General features: G+C 59.0%; 17 protein-coding genes, 1 tRNA gene and 1 pseudogene. 10 read left to right on the forward strand and 9 right to left on the reverse strand.

Going from position 1 to position 17,490, the window contains the following annotated elements:
- Positions 1-28: 28 nt before the first annotated feature.
- The 4 genes from ACZRMS_RS01565 to ACZRMS_RS01580 form a co-directional block, all read right to left on the reverse strand.
- Entirely contained in the window at positions 29-286 is a 258-nt protein-coding gene (locus ACZRMS_RS01565; RefSeq protein ID WP_322235989.1) for a DUF2164 domain-containing protein, read from the reverse strand.
- Complete coding sequence (gene hisH, locus ACZRMS_RS01570) at positions 286-924, reverse strand: imidazole glycerol phosphate synthase subunit HisH (RefSeq protein WP_463993817.1); 639 nt, start codon at positions 922-924, stop codon at positions 286-288. The genes ACZRMS_RS01565 and hisH overlap by 1 nt, the downstream gene beginning before the upstream one ends.
- On the reverse strand, positions 924-1,517 hold the full coding sequence (gene hisB / locus ACZRMS_RS01575) for an imidazoleglycerol-phosphate dehydratase HisB (protein ID WP_003438561.1): 594 nt from the start codon (positions 1,515-1,517) through the stop codon (positions 924-926). The genes hisH and hisB overlap by 1 nt, the downstream gene beginning before the upstream one ends.
- Before the next feature lie 214 nt (positions 1,518-1,731).
- The gene (locus ACZRMS_RS01580) at positions 1,732-3,393 is read right to left on the reverse strand and encodes an OFA family MFS transporter (protein ID WP_463993818.1); all 1,662 of its coding nucleotides are present in this window, start codon (positions 3,391-3,393) and stop codon (positions 1,732-1,734) included.
- A 297-nt stretch (positions 3,394-3,690) separates the two neighbouring features.
- Here ACZRMS_RS01580 and ACZRMS_RS01585 point away from each other — a divergent pair, with 297 nt between their 5' ends.
- The 9 genes and pseudogenes from ACZRMS_RS01585 to ACZRMS_RS01625 all read left to right on the forward strand — a co-directional run bounded on the left by ACZRMS_RS01585 (position 3,691) and on the right by ACZRMS_RS01625 (position 11,126).
- Positions 3,691-5,913, forward strand: a complete 2,223-nt coding sequence (locus tag ACZRMS_RS01585) for an AsmA family protein (protein ID WP_463993819.1) — start codon at positions 3,691-3,693, stop codon at positions 5,911-5,913.
- Positions 5,910-6,977: an A/G-specific adenine glycosylase gene (gene mutY, locus ACZRMS_RS01590; protein ID WP_463993820.1), complete on the forward strand. Its 1,068-nt coding sequence runs from the start codon at positions 5,910-5,912 to the stop codon at positions 6,975-6,977. Before ACZRMS_RS01585 ends, mutY begins: the two co-directional genes overlap by 4 nt.
- Entirely contained in the window at positions 6,974-7,246 is a 273-nt protein-coding gene (locus ACZRMS_RS01595) for an oxidative damage protection protein (RefSeq protein WP_003438557.1), read from the forward strand. Before mutY ends, ACZRMS_RS01595 begins: the two co-directional genes overlap by 4 nt.
- Before the next feature lie 104 nt (positions 7,247-7,350).
- Positions 7,351-7,426, forward strand: a tRNA-Phe gene (locus ACZRMS_RS01600).
- A 164-nt stretch (positions 7,427-7,590) separates the two neighbouring features.
- Positions 7,591-8,061 (forward strand): hypothetical protein, encoded by a 471-nt coding sequence (locus ACZRMS_RS01605; RefSeq protein ID WP_463993821.1) that lies wholly within the window; start codon positions 7,591-7,593, stop codon positions 8,059-8,061.
- A gap of 59 nt (positions 8,062-8,120) precedes the next feature.
- Complete coding sequence (locus ACZRMS_RS01610) at positions 8,121-8,984, forward strand: alpha/beta hydrolase family protein (protein ID WP_463993947.1); 864 nt, start codon at positions 8,121-8,123, stop codon at positions 8,982-8,984.
- Between the two features lie 289 nt (positions 8,985-9,273).
- Complete coding sequence (locus tag ACZRMS_RS01615) at positions 9,274-9,543, forward strand: DUF3077 domain-containing protein (protein WP_463993822.1); 270 nt, start codon at positions 9,274-9,276, stop codon at positions 9,541-9,543.
- Positions 9,544-9,794: 251 nt separating this feature from the next.
- Positions 9,795-9,971 (forward strand): annotated as a pseudogene (locus tag ACZRMS_RS01620) (Fic family protein); the annotation flags it as partial.
- Positions 9,972-10,085: 114 nt separating this feature from the next.
- The gene (locus ACZRMS_RS01625) at positions 10,086-11,126 is read left to right on the forward strand and encodes a PDDEXK nuclease domain-containing protein (protein WP_463993823.1); all 1,041 of its coding nucleotides are present in this window, start codon (positions 10,086-10,088) and stop codon (positions 11,124-11,126) included.
- A 17-nt stretch (positions 11,127-11,143) separates the two neighbouring features.
- On the opposite strand, the gene ACZRMS_RS01630 is transcribed toward ACZRMS_RS01625, so the two are convergent.
- The 5 genes from ACZRMS_RS01630 to gabP form a co-directional block, all read right to left on the reverse strand.
- A complete protein-coding gene (locus ACZRMS_RS01630; RefSeq protein WP_463993824.1) occupies positions 11,144-11,389 on the reverse strand; it encodes a DUF1272 domain-containing protein in 246 nt (81 codons plus the stop codon).
- 235 nt (positions 11,390-11,624) lie between these two features.
- A complete protein-coding gene (gltS, locus tag ACZRMS_RS01635) occupies positions 11,625-12,833 on the reverse strand; it encodes a sodium/glutamate symporter (RefSeq protein WP_463993825.1) in 1,209 nt (402 codons plus the stop codon).
- A 58-nt stretch (positions 12,834-12,891) separates the two neighbouring features.
- On the reverse strand, positions 12,892-13,830 hold the full coding sequence (hutG, locus tag ACZRMS_RS01640) for a formimidoylglutamase (protein WP_463993826.1): 939 nt from the start codon (positions 13,828-13,830) through the stop codon (positions 12,892-12,894).
- Between the two features lie 20 nt (positions 13,831-13,850).
- Complete coding sequence (locus tag ACZRMS_RS01645) at positions 13,851-14,576, reverse strand: IclR family transcriptional regulator (RefSeq protein ID WP_463993827.1); 726 nt, start codon at positions 14,574-14,576, stop codon at positions 13,851-13,853.
- 194 nt (positions 14,577-14,770) lie between these two features.
- Positions 14,771-16,162, reverse strand: coding sequence for a GABA permease (gabP, locus tag ACZRMS_RS01650; RefSeq protein WP_463993828.1), 1,392 nt, complete (start codon positions 16,160-16,162; stop codon positions 14,771-14,773).
- 544 nt (positions 16,163-16,706) lie between these two features.
- On the opposite strand from gabP, the gene ACZRMS_RS01655 reads away from it, so the two are divergent.
- Entirely contained in the window at positions 16,707-17,480 is a 774-nt protein-coding gene (locus ACZRMS_RS01655) for an ABC transporter ATP-binding protein (RefSeq protein WP_048360519.1), read from the forward strand.
- The last annotated feature ends 10 nt before the right edge of the window (positions 17,481-17,490 follow it).

Genomic DNA, 17,490 nt, shown 5'->3' on the forward strand with positions numbered 1-17,490 from the left:
TCAAATTCGGGAGTCAGCGACTCGGAAATCAGTTCTTTTCAAGCGCCCACACATCACTTTCGATGCTTTCGAACCTCTCTTTGAGGTGCGCCTGCACATCGAAAATCGCGCGATTGTAGTAATGCGGCGCGATTTCGCGGGTGAACAGCTCAAGGATCTCGGCCGCTTCAAACGAACCGAGGTCCAGTTCGAAGCGGTCTTGCATAAAGCGTTTGATCTTGCTGTTGGCTTCGTTCTCTTGCTCGGGGGTGAGCGTGAGAATCGGCGGCTTCTTGCGAGGCGCCATTACCAGCGACCGTCCCAGGCCACGAAGTTTTCCAGCAGCTGCAAGCCGTGGGTATGGCTTTTTTCGGGGTGGAACTGCACTGCGAAGCGCGACCCTTCGGCCAGCGCGGCCGCGAAGTCGACACCGTAATGCCCGCCCCCCACTACCTGGCGAGGATTGCCCGCCGCAATGTAGTAGCTGTGTACAAAGTAGAAGCGCGCCAGGTCCGGGATACCGTGCCACAGCGGGTGATCCACCTTTTGCTGCACCTGGTTCCAGCCCATGTGCGGCACCTTGAGGTGCTCGCCGTCTTCGTGCAGATCCTTGCCGAAAAACTTCACCTGGCCCGGGAACAGGCCGATGCAATCAACGCCGCCGTTCTCTTCACTGTGGTCGAGCAACGCTTGCATCCCGACGCAGATACCGAGAAACGGACGATCCTGACTGACTTCGCGTACCAGCGAATCAAAACCCAGGCGACGGATCTCCGCCATGCAGTCGCGAATCGCACCCACACCCGGGAACACCACGCGATCAGCTTCGCGAATCACGTCGGCGTCGCTGGTAATCAGCACCCGACCGGCGCCAACGTGCTCCAGCGCCTTGGCCACCGAGTGCAAGTTACCCATGCCGTAATCGATAACCGCCACTGTCTGCATCAGAGCACGCCCTTGGTCGATGGCATTTGCCCGGCCATGCGCTCATCAAGCGCGACAGCCATACGCAACGCGCGGCCGAAGGCCTTGAACACGGTTTCGATCTGGTGGTGGGTGTTGGTGCCGCGCAAGTTGTCGATGTGCAGGCTGACGTTGGCGTGGTTCACGAAGCCCTGGAAGAACTCCTGAAACAGGTCGACATCGAAGCCGCCCACAGTGGCGCGGGTGTATGGCACGTGCATTTGCAGGCCTGGACGGCCCGAAAAGTCGATGACCACACGCGACAGCGCTTCATCCAGCGGGACGTAGGCGTGACCGTAGCGGGTCATGCCTTTTTTATCACCAACCGCCTGGCTGAAGGCCTTGCCGAGGGTAATGCCGACATCCTCGACGGTATGGTGGTCGTCGATATGCAGGTCGCCTTTGCACTCGATGTCCAGGTCGATCAGCCCATGTCGGGCGATCTGGTCGAGCATGTGCTCAAGAAAAGGAACACCGATATCAAATCGGGCCTTACCGGTACCATCCAAGTTGATCGAGGCTTTAATCTGGGTTTCCAGAGTATCGCGCTCGACTGACGCCTTACGTTCGGCCATCACCAGCTCCGCAAAATCATTGGGCGAAAAAGGTGGCCATTATAGGCACGGGTCTGGCAAACAGAAACATTTTGGGGTGAGAGGCTGACGTAATGCGCGCTGACTCACAGCCCGCGCTGCCTGAATCGCGAGCAAGCCCGCTCCCACACAACCGTAATCAGTCTGTGGGAGCGGGCTTGCTCGCGATGGCGTCAGCGCAGATTCAACACATCAATCAGTTAAACAACACCGCCGTCTTCTGCACCGTCACCCACACACCCCACAGCAGCGGAATACCCACCGCCAGCCAGGCGGCAATGACCAAAGGCTGGCTACCCGGAGCGGCTTTCCACTCCAGCGAAGTGCTGGCATCCGCCCCCTTGTCATGGCCCAGCGCCTGTTCGGCCGCCAGTTCAGCGTCGGTCATGAAGTATTTGTCGGCCACCGGACGCACCAGCAAATTGCAGACAAAACCCAGTACCAACAGGCCTGCGAGGATATACAGCGTGATGTCATACGCCGCCGCACGCTCAACGCCGATGCTCAGCTGATACTCGCGCAAGTAGTTGACCAGTACCGGCCCCAGCACACCCGCCGCCGCCCATGCTGTCAGCAGGCGGCCGTGAATCGCGCCTACCATCTGTGTACCGAACAGGTCCGCCAGATACGCCGGCACCGTGGCAAAGCCGCCGCCGTACATCGACAGGATGATGCAAAACGCAGCCACAAACAGCGACACGTTACCCAGATGGCCGAGGTTTGGAATCATCGCGTACAACGCAAAACCCAGGGCAAAGAACACAAAGTAGGTGTTTTTACGGCCCAGATAATCCGAGAACGACGCCCAGAAAAACCGCCCGCCAATGTTGAACAGGCTCAGCAAACCGGTGAAGCCGGCAGCAATGGCCGCGATTTGCGCCAGTTGCGCAGCATCCAGCTGGCTGAATGTCAGGTCATTGCCCAGCAATTTTCCTGCGAACACTTCCTGCAACAACGGCGAAGCCATGCCCAGAATGCCGATACCGGCCGATACGTTCAGGCACAACACCAGCCACACCAGTGCGAACTGCGGCGTTTTCCAGGCCACGCTCACATGTACATGGCGCTGAGTAATCATCGCGTTGGCCGCTTTTTTCGCCGGCGCCGTCCAGCCTTCAGGCTTCCAGCCGGTCGGTGGCACACGGTACGACAATGCGCCGCCGATCATGAACACGAAGTAAATCGCCGCCATCGCCACAAAGCTCTGCCACACGCCCACACCGTCCGGCCCGGCAAAATGGTTCATCAGCGCCGCAGCCAGTGGTGCACCCACCATTGCCCCGCCGCCAAAACCCATGATCGCCATGCCCGTGGCCATGCCGCGCTTGTCCGGGAACCACTTGATCAGCGTCGACACCGGCGAGATATAACCCAGACCCAGCCCGATACCGCCAATCACCCCCGAACCCAGCCACATCAGCCAGATTTGATGGGTATAAATGCCTAGCGCCGAGATCAGCAGGCCACCGCACCAGCACAGCGCCGACACCACACCGGCCTTGCGCGGCCCGGCATGTTCAAGCCAGCCACCCCACACGGCTGCCGAGCAGCCCAGGAAGATGAAAAACAAGGTGTAGATCCAGCCGAGCATCGAAATCGGCCAGTCGCATTGCGACGAAAACACCTGGGCCATAAAGCTCATGTCCGGCGCGCAAGCCACGGGGGCTGTGACGCCCAGGGCCTTGGACAGCGGCAGCCAGAACACCGAAAAGCCATAGGCCATGCCAATGCACAGGTGAATGGCCAGGGCGGCTGGCGGAACCAGCCAGCGGTTGAAGCCGGGTTTGGCGATGATGCGTTCCTTGGACAGGAACGCAGGCTGTGAGGCAGGGCTGCCCGCAGCGATGCTGATACTCATTGGTGTTTCCCCCAGGTAATGAAGTAATTCTCCAGATGCGCTCAACCCCCCGACTTTGGCACCTTGCGGCACACAGTCGTTTTTGTCGGAGCAAGTTCGTGGCGCGACAATGCGCCGCAGAAGACCTGAAAAACAGTCGCAGATTACCATTGGGGAGTAGGTAAAAGCCTAAGCTGATGTGGTCTTTGAGCAGCAAACTGATCCGGCACTATCCGCCCCCAGTCAGCCAGCGCGTGGGGCTATACTCTGCGGCTAAATTTAAAACTCCCTTTCACTCAGACTTACAAGGACTCGCCCATGAAAGCGTTCGGCAAAATCCTGGGTCTGGTGCTTCTCGGATTGTTGCTGATCATCGTGGCCCTGGGCTTTGCCCTGAGCCATCTGTTCGATCCCAACGACTATAAAGACGAGATCCGCCAGATAGCCCGTGACAAAGCCCACATTGAGTTGACCCTCAATGGCGACATCGGCTGGAGCCTCTTCCCCTGGCTCGGCCTGGAGCTGCACGACGCCAGCGTCGCAACCCTCGCCGCGCCGACCCAGCCTTTCGCCGACCTGCAAATGCTCGGTCTGTCCGTACGCGTACTGCCGCTGCTGCGCAAAGAAGTGCAAATGAGCGATGTCCGTGTCGAAGGCCTGAACCTGCGCCTGACCCGCGACAAGAACGGTCACGGTAACTGGGAAGACATCGGCAAGCCGGCCACGGTGGACGCGAGCACCGCCACCAGCACCAGCACCAGCACCGATCCCGTGCCGACTGCCAAGCCGGACAACGCCAGCCAGCCGCTCAAGCTCGATATCGACAGCCTGACCGTGAACAACGCGCGGGTTGAGTACAACGACGAGCAAAGTGGCAAGCAATTCAGCGCCGAGAGCATCCAGCTGAGCACCGGCCCTGTACACGAAGCCACCAGCATCCCGGTCAAGTTAACGGCCTTTTTGGGCACCAACCAGCCCGTAATGCGGGTCAAGACCGAAGTCGACGGCAAGCTGCGATTTGACCGTGTGCTCAAGCGCTACCAGCTCGAAGACATGAAAGTCACGGGCGAAGCATCGGGCGAACCGCTGCAAGGCAAAACCATGACCTTCGCTGCGCAAGGGCAAATCCTGGTTGATCTGGCTGCCAACGTTGCCGAATGGAGCAGTTTGAAAATCTCCGCCAACCAGCTGCGGGCCCTGGGTGAACTCAAGGCCAACAACCTCAACGACAACCCACAAATCAGCGGCGGCCTGTCGATTGCCCAGCTAGACCTGGCCAGGTTCCTCGACAGCATCGGCCACCCGCTGCCAGCGATGGCACCGGACAGCCTGAGCAAAGTAGAGCTGGTCAGTCGCCTGTCGGGTACCCCCACCAGCGTGACCTTTGACGACCTCAACCTTAAAGTCGATGCCAGCACCTTTACCGGGCGCATTGCTATTGAGGACTTCGCCAAGCAAGCCGTGCGTATCCAGCTTAAAGGCGACACGTTCGATGCTGATCGCTACCTGCCGCCAAAATCGGCCGAAGCCAACAGCGCCAGCGTTGCCCGCAAGGCCGAAGTACAGGGCACCGAAGCCAACGCACTGGCTGCATCGGGCGATACGCCGCTGCCGGACGCACCGACCAAAAGCGGCTGGAGCACAGCCAAAATCATTCCAGTGACTCGCCTCAAGACGCTGGACCTGACTGCCGACATCAGCTTTGGCCAACTGACCCTCAGCCAGCTGCCGATCCAGAATGCTGCGCTCAAGGCCAACAGCAAGGCAGGCCTGCTGACCCTCGAAAACCTGAGCGGCGACCTCTACAAAGGCAACTTTGCGGCCAACGGCAGCCTGGACGTGCAACCCATGTTCCCGGTGGTCAAATTGCAAACCCGCATCACGAACGTCCCGGTCGAAAAAATCCTGCAAAGCCAGGGTCAAAAACCTCCGGTAACCGGCCTGCTGACCCTCAACAGCAACGTCACGGGCAGCGGCAATAGCCAAAGCGCGCTGATTTCCAGCCTCAACGGCACCGCCAGCTTTGCGCTCACCAACGGCGTACTGCTCAATGCCAACCTGGAACAGCAGCTGTGCAAGGGCATCTCCACCCTCAATCGCAAAACCCTGAGCGGCGCCCCGCTGGCCAAAGACACTCCGTTCAAGGAGCTCAAGGGCAGCCTGGTGTTTCGCAACGGCGTGGCCAGCAATCCGGACATGATCGTGCGCATGCCTGGCCTGAGCGTAAAAGGTGATGGCGACATCGACCTGCGTGTACTGGGCATGGACTACCGTATCGGCATCGTCGTCGAAGGCGACACCCGTGCCATGCCGGACCCGGCGTGTCAGGTCGGCAAGAACTTTGTCGGCGTCGAACTGCCGTTGCGCTGCCGTGGCCCGCTTGAACTGGGTGCCAAGGCCTGCCGTCTGGACAAGGAAGGGCTGGGCAAAGTTGCCGCCAAGGTGGCGGGCAACAAGCTCACTGACAAGCTTGAAGAAAAACTCGGAGACAAGGTCAGCCCGGAACTCAAAAACGCCCTCAAGGGGCTGTTCAACCGATGAGAGACGAGCAATTTTCAGCGGCGGTCCTCAACTGGTATGACCGCCACGGCCGCCATGACCTGCCCTGGCAACAGGGCATCACCCCGTACCGGGTGTGGGTTTCAGAAATCATGCTGCAGCAAACCCAGGTCAGCACCGTGCTGAACTACTTCGACCGCTTCATGGCATCCCTGCCAACGGTCCAGGCCCTGGCCGCAGCACCGGAAGACGAAGTGCTGCACCTGTGGACAGGTCTGGGCTACTACACCCGTGCACGCAATTTGCAGAAGACCGCGAAAATCGTCGTTGCCGAACATGGCGGCGAATTTCCGCGCAATGTAGAACAACTGGTCGAGCTGCCCGGCATCGGTTTATCCACCGCAGGTGCGATTGCCAGCCTGAGCATGGGCCTGCGTGCACCCATCCTGGACGGCAACGTCAAACGGGTACTGGCACGCTATACCGCGCAAGAGGGCTACCCCGGCGAACCCAAGGTCGCCAAAGAACTGTGGGCCACCGCAGAGCGCTTCACCCCCCACGACCGCGTCAACGCCTACACCCAGGCGATGATGGACATGGGCGCCACGCTCTGCACCCGCAGCAAACCCAGTTGCCTGCTATGCCCGCTCGAAAGCGGCTGTGAAGCGCACCTGCTCGGCCTTGAGACGCGCTACCCGATCCCCAAGCCGCGCAAGACCATCCCGCAAAGGCGCACGCTGATGCCAATGCTGGCCAATGCCGACGGTGCGATCCTGCTTTACCGCCGTCCGTCGACCGGTTTGTGGGGCGGACTGTGGAGCCTGCCCGAACTCGATGACCTCAAAGACATCGAGCACCTGGCGCTGCAACACTCGCTGGCCCTGGGCGCGCAGCACGAACTGAGCGGCCTGACCCACACCTTTAGCCACTTCCAACTGGCCATCGAACCCTGGCTGATCCACGTCAAGGAGTCCGGCCATCACGTGGCCGAGGCCGACTGGCTCTGGTATAACCTCGCCACCCCGCCGCGCCTGGGCCTTGCTGCCCCGGTCAAGAAGCTGCTCAAACGCGCAGCCGACCTATTGAACGCTGGAGAGTCCTCATGACCCGCACCATCATCTGCCGCAAGTACAAAGAAGAATTGCCCGCCCTTGAACGCGCTCCGTTTCCGGGTGCCAAAGGTCAGGATATTTTTGATCATGTTTCGGCCAAAGCCTGGGCTGACTGGCAAAAACACCAGACCTTGCTGATCAACGAGAAGCGTTTGAACATGATGAACGCCGAAGATCGAAAATATTTGCAGGGCGAAATGGATAAATTCTTCAGCGGCGAAGAATACGCACAAGCTGAAGGCTACGTTCCGCCAACCGAATAAATCCCGGTTTTAAAGGCTTTGGTCCGTAAGCGACGGTAATAATTAAATATTTTTCAAAAAAGTGTTTGACGGGTAATCGAAAAAGGCTTCTAATGCGCCCCGTTGCCCAGATAGCTCAGTCGGTAGAGCAGGGGATTGAAAATCCCCGTGTCGGCGGTTCGATTCCGTCTCTGGGCACCACATTCAGCTTTGATGTGGTGTACACATCACCTCAAAGCAAAGAAAAACCCGCCTAGTGCGGGTTTTTTTTTGGCCGTGATTTATACCCGGCGACGCCACCTCTCTTGGCGATTGCAAAGAGATGGGGTTCAATCCTCTCCTCAGCCTGCAAAGGACACACGTTCATGGCAACGCCAAAGAAACAGCAGAAGCACGCGCAACGGGCCAAAGACAAAGCCAGACAGAACCGCGTCGGCAAACCGGCCAAAGCGTCGGCCGGTGCACTGATCGACAACCCGTTCGATGACGTGAAGATCGACCTGAGCACGTTCAACTTCCAGGACATCCTCGACAACGGCTTTGACCCGGCCGATTACGACGATCTGTTCCAGGCCATGAAAGTCGCCGAAGCCGTCAACCTGCAAACCCTGTGCACGGTGTTCCTGCAATATCCGGTACTGGAGCTGGTGATCTCGGAAGAGGAAGAAGAGCCTGCTACCGACTTCCTGATGGGCCTGCTGATCGAATACCGCATCGCCATCCATGGCGACGATGAAGACAGCGCCGTGGCCTGGATCGAGACCCCGGCCTTCCAGAAAGCCTACGTCGAAGCTTCGCGCCTGCTGATGGAGCGCAACGCCCGGAGCACGCACTGACAGCACAGGTGCTCGACCCTGTCAGCCGGGCGTTCACCGAGCCCGCTGCTGACGGTTACCTGCTGGGCGGTTTTGAATGGCGCCAACGCACGCCGGACACCACCCGCGCCGTGGTCATCATCAACGCCGCCACCTCGGTGCGCTGCCAGTACTACTCCCGTTTTGCCCAATACCTGTTCAGCCATGGCCTGGACGTGATGCTGTTCGACTATCGCGGCATCGGCGCCTCACGGGCCGGCTCGCTGCGCAGTTTGGAGGCCACATGGTCGGATTGGGGCGCGCTGGACTTTGAAGCGCTCCTCAAGCGCGCACAGCGCGAATACCCCGGCCAGCCGGTCGACGTGGTCGGCCACAGCTTCGGTGGCTGTGCCGCAGGGCTGGCGGCCTCTGGCGCGGCCATTCGCCACCTGGTGACCGTGGGCGCGCAATTTGCCCACTGGCGCGACTACGCGCCTGAACAGCGCTGGCAGATGCTTGCAAAATGGCACGGGGTCATGCCCCTGCTCACACGCCTGTGCGGTTACTTTCCGGGCAAACGCCTGGGCTGGCTCGAAGACACCCCCGCAGGCGTGGTCAAGGACTGGGGGGCTTCCAGTACGCGCTACGAGAAGCTCCCCAGCGCACGCCACCTTGCGGCCCCGCCCTTTTCATCCGTGACCGCCAAAATCCTCGCTATCAGCCTTAGCGATGATCCTTTCGGCACCGTGGCCGCCATCGAGCGCCTGCTAAGCCACTTCAACACCAGCGCGCGTACGCATCTACGGATAAAACCTGAAGAAATTGGCGAAACATCGATCGGCCATTTCGCTTTTTTCCATAGTCGCTTTCAAACCACCTTGTGGCCGATTGCTTTGCAATGGTTGCTAGCAGGGGAATTGGCGGCGGATGTGCCGGGGCAGACAGTCTCTTTCAAAGCGCCCTGAGGGGAGTTTGATTCTGTTGCCAAGTCATCGCGTGAGCGCTAGAGTCCGCAACGTCGCGGTCAATCCCGTGGCCGGGCTTGGAAACCCGAATCGTAAACGGTGCCACAGCGCCAAAGTCAGTTTTTCAGGCGTTTTTTTATGCCTGAAAGATAACTTTATGGCGGCTGTGCGCGGGAGGCTTCGTGCCTGCCGGGTTCCGTTTACCCCGGTTTTCCAACCTGCGTACAGCTGCCACCCACTCGCTTGGAAACGAACGTGGCAGCTCCAACTCGTAAACGGAGCGTCAATCATGCCTCACCTCACAACTCCCCTCGCCGTCCACGAAACCGGCCCCGCCCAGCACAACCATCTGCTGTTCAGTGTCACGCCCAACATCCCCGCTACAAACGCCCTGCACAGCGCCTCGGAACTCTTGTCGGCCGTCGCCTGCACACTGGACGCCGCCGCAACCGGCACCACCTGCATCGACGCCCACCAAGCCTTCCTGCTATGCCACGCCCTGCGCGCGGCCAAAGCCACGGTTGACGCCCTGAACCAAAACCTCGAACCCACTGGCTGAGCACACAACAGCATGCTGACGACGCGGTAGACCTAGCGATGCCGCGTACCTAAACAGATCAGCAAGCGCCCTACAGTCACCAGAGCCCAGCCACACCTCCAGGGCTGATCCGTTCACTTATCACATCGTCGCTTTTAAGATAATGTCTTCCTGAAAAAACCATGAAAGCCTTTATTTACTAATACTTCAGCTATGTTTTTTATAAATAACAAAAAACTCTCACGCCCAGGTTTGAACACCATGCACTTGAGCTGCTGAATCCAGCATTTGAGTCGAGCTTGGTCGATGTGCTGAGCGCACTGGAGCATCTGCGTCGGCTAAAGATCGCAGGCGATACGCCCGCACCTGTATTTCTCCAACTCAAAGCCATTTTTCACATGCTTGAGAGCTTGGGGTCGGCGCGCATCGAGCATGGGCACCTCACCATAAACGGGTAGTTTTCATCATGCCATCCAAGACACTTCCCACGATAAAACCACCAGCAAATACAAAATGGCAGTGACATTCTCATTGGCCCCTCTGGCCAATGCGCGGCACTCACCATGACCCCATCGCTCCCTGCACCTTCCGATTCCGACCTGGCGCCCTTGCTGGGCTCCTTGAGTGAACTGATCCGTACCGCCCGACAAAAAACCCTGCGCGCGGTCGACACACTGCAAGTGCAAACCTGCTGGAACATGGGCCGGCACATCATCGAATACGAGCAGGCCGGCGCCGCACGAGCCGCCTACGGCAAACAGCTATTGCCGACACTGGCCAAAGCCCTGACGGCTGAATTCGGGAAAGGGTTTGATGAGCGCAACCTGCGGCACATGCGTAGTTTTTATCAGGCATTCCCAATTTGGAACGCAGTGCGTACCGAATTGAGCTGGACCCATTACCGCACTCTGCTACGGGTCGAAAGCAACAGCGCACGCCAGTGGTACATGGACGAAGCCGCTACGCTGAACTGGTCAACCCGGGCACTGGAACGGCAAATCGGCACGCTGTATTACGAGCGTTTACTGGTCAGCCAAGACCGCCCGGCCATCAAACAAGAAGCCGCAACCAACCTCGCCTCCCTGAACAAGAGCCCACGGGAATTCGTACGCGATCCGGTGTTGCTGGAGTTTTTGGGCATGCCGACCGCCGCCGGGCTTTTCGAGACAGGGCTGGAACAGGCGTTGATTGATCATCTGCACGGGTTCCTGCTGGAGCTGGGCAAAGGCTTCGCCTTCGTCGCCCGACAGCAGCGCATCAGCACCGAAAGCAAAGATTTTTACGTCGACCTCGTGTTCTACAACTACCTGCTCAAGTGCTTTGTCATTTTCGATCTGAAACGAGGTGAGCTGACCCACCAGGACATCGGCCAGATGGACATGTATGTGCGTCTGTACGACGACCTCAAGCGCGGCCCCGAAGACAACCCCACTGTGGGCATCATTCTGTGCGCACAAAAAGATGCCTCGGTGGTGCGTTACTCAGTGCTCAATGGCAATGAGCAGCTGTTTGCCAGCAAATACACGCTCATTTTGCCCACCGAGGACGAGTTACGGGCCGAACTCGACCGCGAGCAAGCGCTGGTCGAGGCTTGCACAGGCTAAGCCTGCCGCCGGGCACGTCAGCGGACAGTACAGCCCTCAGGCTTGTACACCCGCGCACGCGACGGCGGGTTATTCGCCAGTTTGTTCACCGGCCGACGCGGGCGCGCCAGCAGTTCTCCGCCGCAGTTAGGGCAAAGCCCTCCCAGCTTCTGCTCCACGCACGTCGCGCAAAAGGTGCACTCAAACGAGCAGATCCGGGCCTGAGAGGTGTCTGGTGGCAGGTCGCAATCACAACATTCACAGTTGGGGCGTAATTCGAGCATGGGCACCTCATTGGCAACAGGAAAACTTTCCTTCATTGCATTTAAGCCGCTTCCCACAAAAAACCAACCGCTAATTTACTGACTGCGATGCTGCGGCCTTGGGAGAGCTCAAAATCCCACGACCAATTTGAATGCGCACAAACGCCATCGCCGACAAGCTGGCCCCCACAGTGCAGGAACCGGCTTGCCGGCGATGGCGTCAAAGCGATTGGGCAGAAAAAACGCCAGGTGATCATTAGCTGAATGCGTTGATAAACCAGGTGATCATCGGGATGGCCACAATGTCGATCAGCACGGCGCCGCACAGCGGCACGATGATGAAGGCTTTGTACGAGAACACTTTGTAATGGTCACAAATGGCGCCCATGTTGGCCACGGCATTGGGCGTCGCGCCCAGCCCGTGACCCATGAAGCCCGCGCACAAGACTGCCGCGTCGTAGTTGCGGCCAAACAGGCGGAACAGGACGAACACGCACAGCAAAATCATGATCACTACCTGCACCACCAGAATCACCAGCAGCGGCAAGCCGAGCTTCTCCAGCTCCCAAAACTTCAGACTCATCATTGCCATGGTCAGGAACATGCCCAGGCATACATCGCCGATAGTGCTGACGGCATGGTCGGGCATCTCGATAACCTGAGCACGGTCATTGAGGTTGCGCAGGATGATCGCGACGAACATGGCGCCCACATAGCTCGGCAATACGATACCCAGATGCTGTTGCAAGCTGGAGCCCAGCCAGAACCCCAGAACCATGATCACCACAATGCAGGTCAACAAGCGCAACAAGGTGGCGGCATCCAGCGCGGACGGCGGGGTGTGGACCACTTCTTCGAACGCCTTGAGGTTGCCAACGGCTTCGGCCTTGACCACGAGTTTGTTGCGCTCGATCAACCAGCGCGCCAGCGGGCTACCCAGCAAGCCGCCTGCCACCATGCCAAAGGTTGCAGCTGCCAGCGCTGCAGTGGTCGCACCGACCGCACCGAGGTTTTCAGCAATCGGCCCGAAAGCTGCCGCCGCACCAAAACCGCCTTCCAGTGACACCGCGCCGGCCATGATCCCCAGCAACGGGTCGATGCCCAGCAGCTTGGCGACACTGACACCCACCACGTTTTGCACCAGCGCCAGGCCCCAGCACGCACCCAGGTAGATAAACAGCAATTTGCCGCCCTTGCGCAGCAAACCCAGGCTACCGCCCAGACCGACAGTGGTGAAAAACGCCACCATCAGTGGGGTTTGCAGGCTGGTGTCGAGGGTCAGGTTGAGCAGTTGCTGATCACGTAACAGCCAGATCACCAAGGCAAAACCAAAACCACCAATCACCGGTGCAGGAACACACAGTTGACGCAGCCAGTAGCTACGTTTTTTCAGTTGGGCACCCAGGCCCAGCAGGAGCAGCGCGAGAGCGAGGGTGCTCAGCGCATCCAGTTCGAATGTCAGCATGGCGAATTTCTCTTTTTCTTATGATTCAACAAGCGGTTTCAGGGATTTACGGAAAAACTCAATCAATCAGGCTGGCGAGCAGACGCGCGCCAATGCGGGCGGTTCGGTTGTCGATATCCAGGCCGGGGTTGAGCTCGGCGATGTCGGCCATGCGCAATTTGCCGCTGGCCTTGGCATGGCGTATCAGGTGCTCGACGATCTGCATGTCCACGCCATGGGCAGACGGCGCACTGACACCGGGCGCCTGGCTGGCGGGCAGGACATCAAGGCAGATGGTCATGTAGAGGTGATCGACGTCTTGCAAAAACTCATCGATCAGCGCTTCGCAGGCGGGTATGTCCCAGCTGTTCATTTGCCGGTCGAGGCGGTAACGCACATTCAGTCGCTGCGCCTGCTCAAACAGCGCCTGGGTGTTGTTCAGCTGGCTGACACCCAGGCAGCAATAGGTGAACGGCATCTGTGCACGCTGGCAGTACTCGGCTATCTGGCGAAAAGGGGTGCCCGAACTGCTTTGTTCGCCCTGGCGCAGATCAAAGTGGGCATCAAAGTTGAGAACACCGATCCGCGTATGCGGGGTGGCCTTGCGCAAGTGATCGGCCAGGCCGCTAAAGCTGGCAAAGGCGATTTCATGGCCGCCACCCAACCCCAACGGCAAATGCCCCTGGTCGAGCAGATAGCTGACGTGGTGAGCGTAAATCTGCTGCGCGCCTTCGAGGTTGCTGTCGGTGCAGCTCACATCGCCCGCGTCATACAGCGGCGCACGGCCGTGCCACGCCAGGTTGGCCAGCGCCTTGCGCAGTGCTGACGGCCCAAGGCGGGCGCCGGTGCGTCCTTGATTACGTTTGACCCCTTCATCACAGGCCAGTCCAATCAGTGCTGCGCCAGCAGACTGACCCTCGCAGAAGGGCTTGACCCATTGATGCCAGCGCAGCGCACCCTGCCCTTCGCCAGCGTCGATACGACCTGTCCACAGGGGCATGTCAGAAACAGCAGTCATGCTTGAAACTCCAGTCAAATTCAGTCGAGCCGGGCGCTCAGGCGCAGGGCCACGTCCTGGGTCCAGCGGATCAGGCGTTCACTGCGGGTGTGCGCCCGGGAGGCAGGAGCCATGAGGCTGATGGCGCCTTGCAGGCGATTGCGGCTGTCGAGCAACGGCGCGCTGATACCCCAAATGCCGTCGTCGATTTCACTCACACTCACGGCATAACCGGCAGCGCGGATCTCGGCAAAACTGCGTTGGTACGTGGCGACTTCCTCGCTTTCGACGCCTTGCGCCAAAAGAGCCGACAGGCTTTGCGCCTCATCCATATAGGCCAACAGCACTCTCGCAGACGCACCGACCAATAGCGGCTGGGCCAGCCCTTTTTGGTAGCAGCAACGCAGCGGTTGCGGGCTGTCGACCAGCTCGATGCAAATCGCCTGACCATTGCTGGGCACCATCAACGCCACGCTTTCCTGGCTTTGCTCGGCCAGGCGCTTGAGTTCCGGCTTGGCGAGGGTCACCAGCACGGCTTCGCGGTCGAATTTCTTGGCCAGTTGCAAACAGGTTGGCCCCGGCAAATAGCGACCCTGACCGTTCTCTTCGGCAAGCCCCCAGCGCAGCAGGGTCTTGAGATGGCGATAGGTGCTGCTGAGCGGCTGTGCCAGTTGCTCGGACAGTTCTTTGGCGGAGATCGCCTCGCCGGATTGCCCCAGGGTGACGAGGATTTGCAGCAAGCGATCAGTGGGCGTGTTGTAGTTCATATCGGCCTCATGCTCTTGCGGGCATGGTGCACCGAGTTTCCCATTAGCTGAAACTCGATTCCCACTGAGTGGGAAAAAATACGCAGATAACGATCAGCGGTCACTTGTTCGCGTTCTTTGCCCCACAAAAAAGGCCGCCATCCCTGAGGATGGCGGCCTTGATTGTGGACTCAACAGTGAAAGCCTTCCTGGCCTCAGTTGAGTACCGTTGCCCCCAACTTCTCAATACGTCGACGGCGAGCCACAAGCAGGCCAGCCGACACCACCAGAATGCTCAGCAAACCGGTGGTCATGATTTCAACGCGGTGCGCTTCCTGGAACAGCATGAGCGTCAAAATGGCCACGATGAATACGATCACCGCCCAGGTCAGGCCCGGGAACAGCCACATTTTGAACGAGATTTCCTCACCCAGCGCCGTACGTTTTTGACGCATGCGCAGTTGCGATATGGCAATCACCAGGTACACCAGCAACGCAATGGCGCCAGAGCTGGCCAGCAGGAATTCGAACACCGCAGCCGGGGCCACGTAGTTGGCAAATACAGCCACAAAGGCTGCGCCGGTGGACATCATCACTGCCCAGTAAGGCGTGCCCGCTGCGTTGGTGCGCTTGGCCGCAGCCGGTGCGTCACCGCGCTTGCTCAACGAGTACAGCATCCGCGAGGAGGTGTAGAGCGCCGAGTTCAGGCAGCTGGTTACCGCGATCAATACCACGATATCCACGATCAGCTTGGCATTCGGGATGCCCATGCGATCAAGTACGGTCTGGTAGGAGCCGAACTGGGCCAGGCCCGGATCGTTCCACGGCACCAGGGCCACAACGATGAAGATCGATACCAGGTAGAACAAGCCAATCCGCCAGATCACCGAGTTGGTGGCCTTGGTGATCTGTTTGCTTGGGTCTTTGGACTCCGCCGCCGCGATGGTGACGATTTCAGTACCCATAAACGAGAACATGGTGGTCAGCATGGCGGCCAGTACGGCGCCCATGCCGTTCGGCATAAAGCCGATGGTGTCGACCAGATGCGAGACGCCGCTGACCTGGCTGGTAGGCAGCAAGCCGAAAATCGCCAGCATGCCCAGGATAATGAAGCCAATGATCGCCAGTACCTTGACCAGCGCAAACCAGAACTCGAACTCGCCGTAGTTCTTGACGCTGAACAGGTTGGTGGCCGTCAGCAACAGGGTGATGACCAGGGTGAACACCCAGATCGCCGTGCCGGGGAACCAGGCATGCAGGATGGTGCCGGCCGCGACAGCTTCCAGCGGGATAACCAGCACCCAGAACCACCAGTACAGCCAGCCAATGGTAAAACCGGCCCAATGCCCGATGGCACGGTCGGCGTAGGTGGAGAACGAACCGGTGTCTGGGGATGCGACGGCCATTTCGGCCAGCATGCGCATCACCAACACCACCAGCGTACCGGCTGCCGCGTAAGCCAGCAGTACCGCAGGACCCGCTTGGGCAATCGCGTGTCCGGAGCCGACAAACAAGCCGGCACCGATGACCCCGGCAATCGACAGCATGGTCACGTGCCGTGGCTTGAGCCCTTGTTCCAGGCCGTTAGAGGATTGCGTATTGCTCATTGGGACTACCTTTCATTGAAGCCATTCCGAGCACCCGCGTTGACTTTCGTAAAAAGTAACCAACGGGGCGTTTAGAATCTTTGACGCAATAACTGAGCCAGAATGTGACAAAGGCACGGTTTGCGCGGGCTGCAACGATTTGCAACAGACATTGCAACCCATTGAGCGCAATGGCTTTTTGCCAATTCGTTACCGTAACACTCAGTTACACGGCCCACGACGCACCAATAATACCCAAAACTGCCCATATGGCCCAAAAGCGGTGCGCATCTTTGACCTTTAGTAGGTTCGCGCTTCCAACACCGGGCCAAAACTGGCACCATCGCGACCTTTTTTACGCGACACCTGTCTGGCCAAACGGCGAAACAAGGGGTCGGTTGTTGTCGGCGCGACAGTCTGCTGTAGCGATGCGACACATGACCACCCCCTCGCTTTTTTGTGCCGTCAGGGCGGTTGGTTGCCACTGCGACCCTATGCTAGCTTGGCCATCGCCAGGAAGGCCGCCCAACAGCAGGGTCGCACCCGAACACAATGAGGAACGCACATGGCTTTGGCCACGCCCGCGCTTGAAATCCGCAACTTGCACAAACGCTACGGCGAGCTTGAGGTACTTAAAGGTATCTCGCTGACCGCACGCGACGGCGACGTGATCTCGATCCTGGGTTCTTCCGGTTCCGGCAAGTCCACCCTGTTGCGCTGCATCAACCTGCTGGAAAACCCCCACGAAGGCCAGATCGTGGTCGCCGGGGAAGAGCTCAAACTCAAGAAAGCCAAAAATGGCGAACTGGTCGCGGCCGATGGCAAGCAGATCAATCGCATGCGCAGTGAACTGGGTTTTGTGTTTCAAAACTTTAACCTGTGGCCGCACATGACCATCCTCGACAACATTATCGAGGCACCACGTCGGGTACTGGGGCAAAGCAAGGCCGAGGCGATCGAAGTGGCCGAAGCATTGCTGGCCAAGGTTGGCATTGCCGAAAAGCGCCATGCCTACCCGTCCGAGTTGTCTGGCGGTCAGCAACAGCGTGCAGCGATTGCCCGCACCCTGGCCATGCAACCCAAAGTCATTCTGTTCGACGAGCCGACATCGGCACTTGACCCGGAAATGGTTCAAGAAGTACTTAGTGTGATCCGCGCACTCGCCGAAGAAGGTCGCACTATGCTGCTGGTCACCCATGAGATGGGCTTTGCCCGTCAGGTGTCCACCGAAGTAGTGTTTTTGCACCAAGGCCTGATCGAAGAGCAAGGGTCGCCAGAACAGGTGTTCGACAACCCGGTTTCGGCGCGTTGTAAACAATTCATGTCCAGCAACCGCTAACGGAGCAATA

This window comes from Pseudomonas sp. B424 (genome assembly GCF_055408345.1).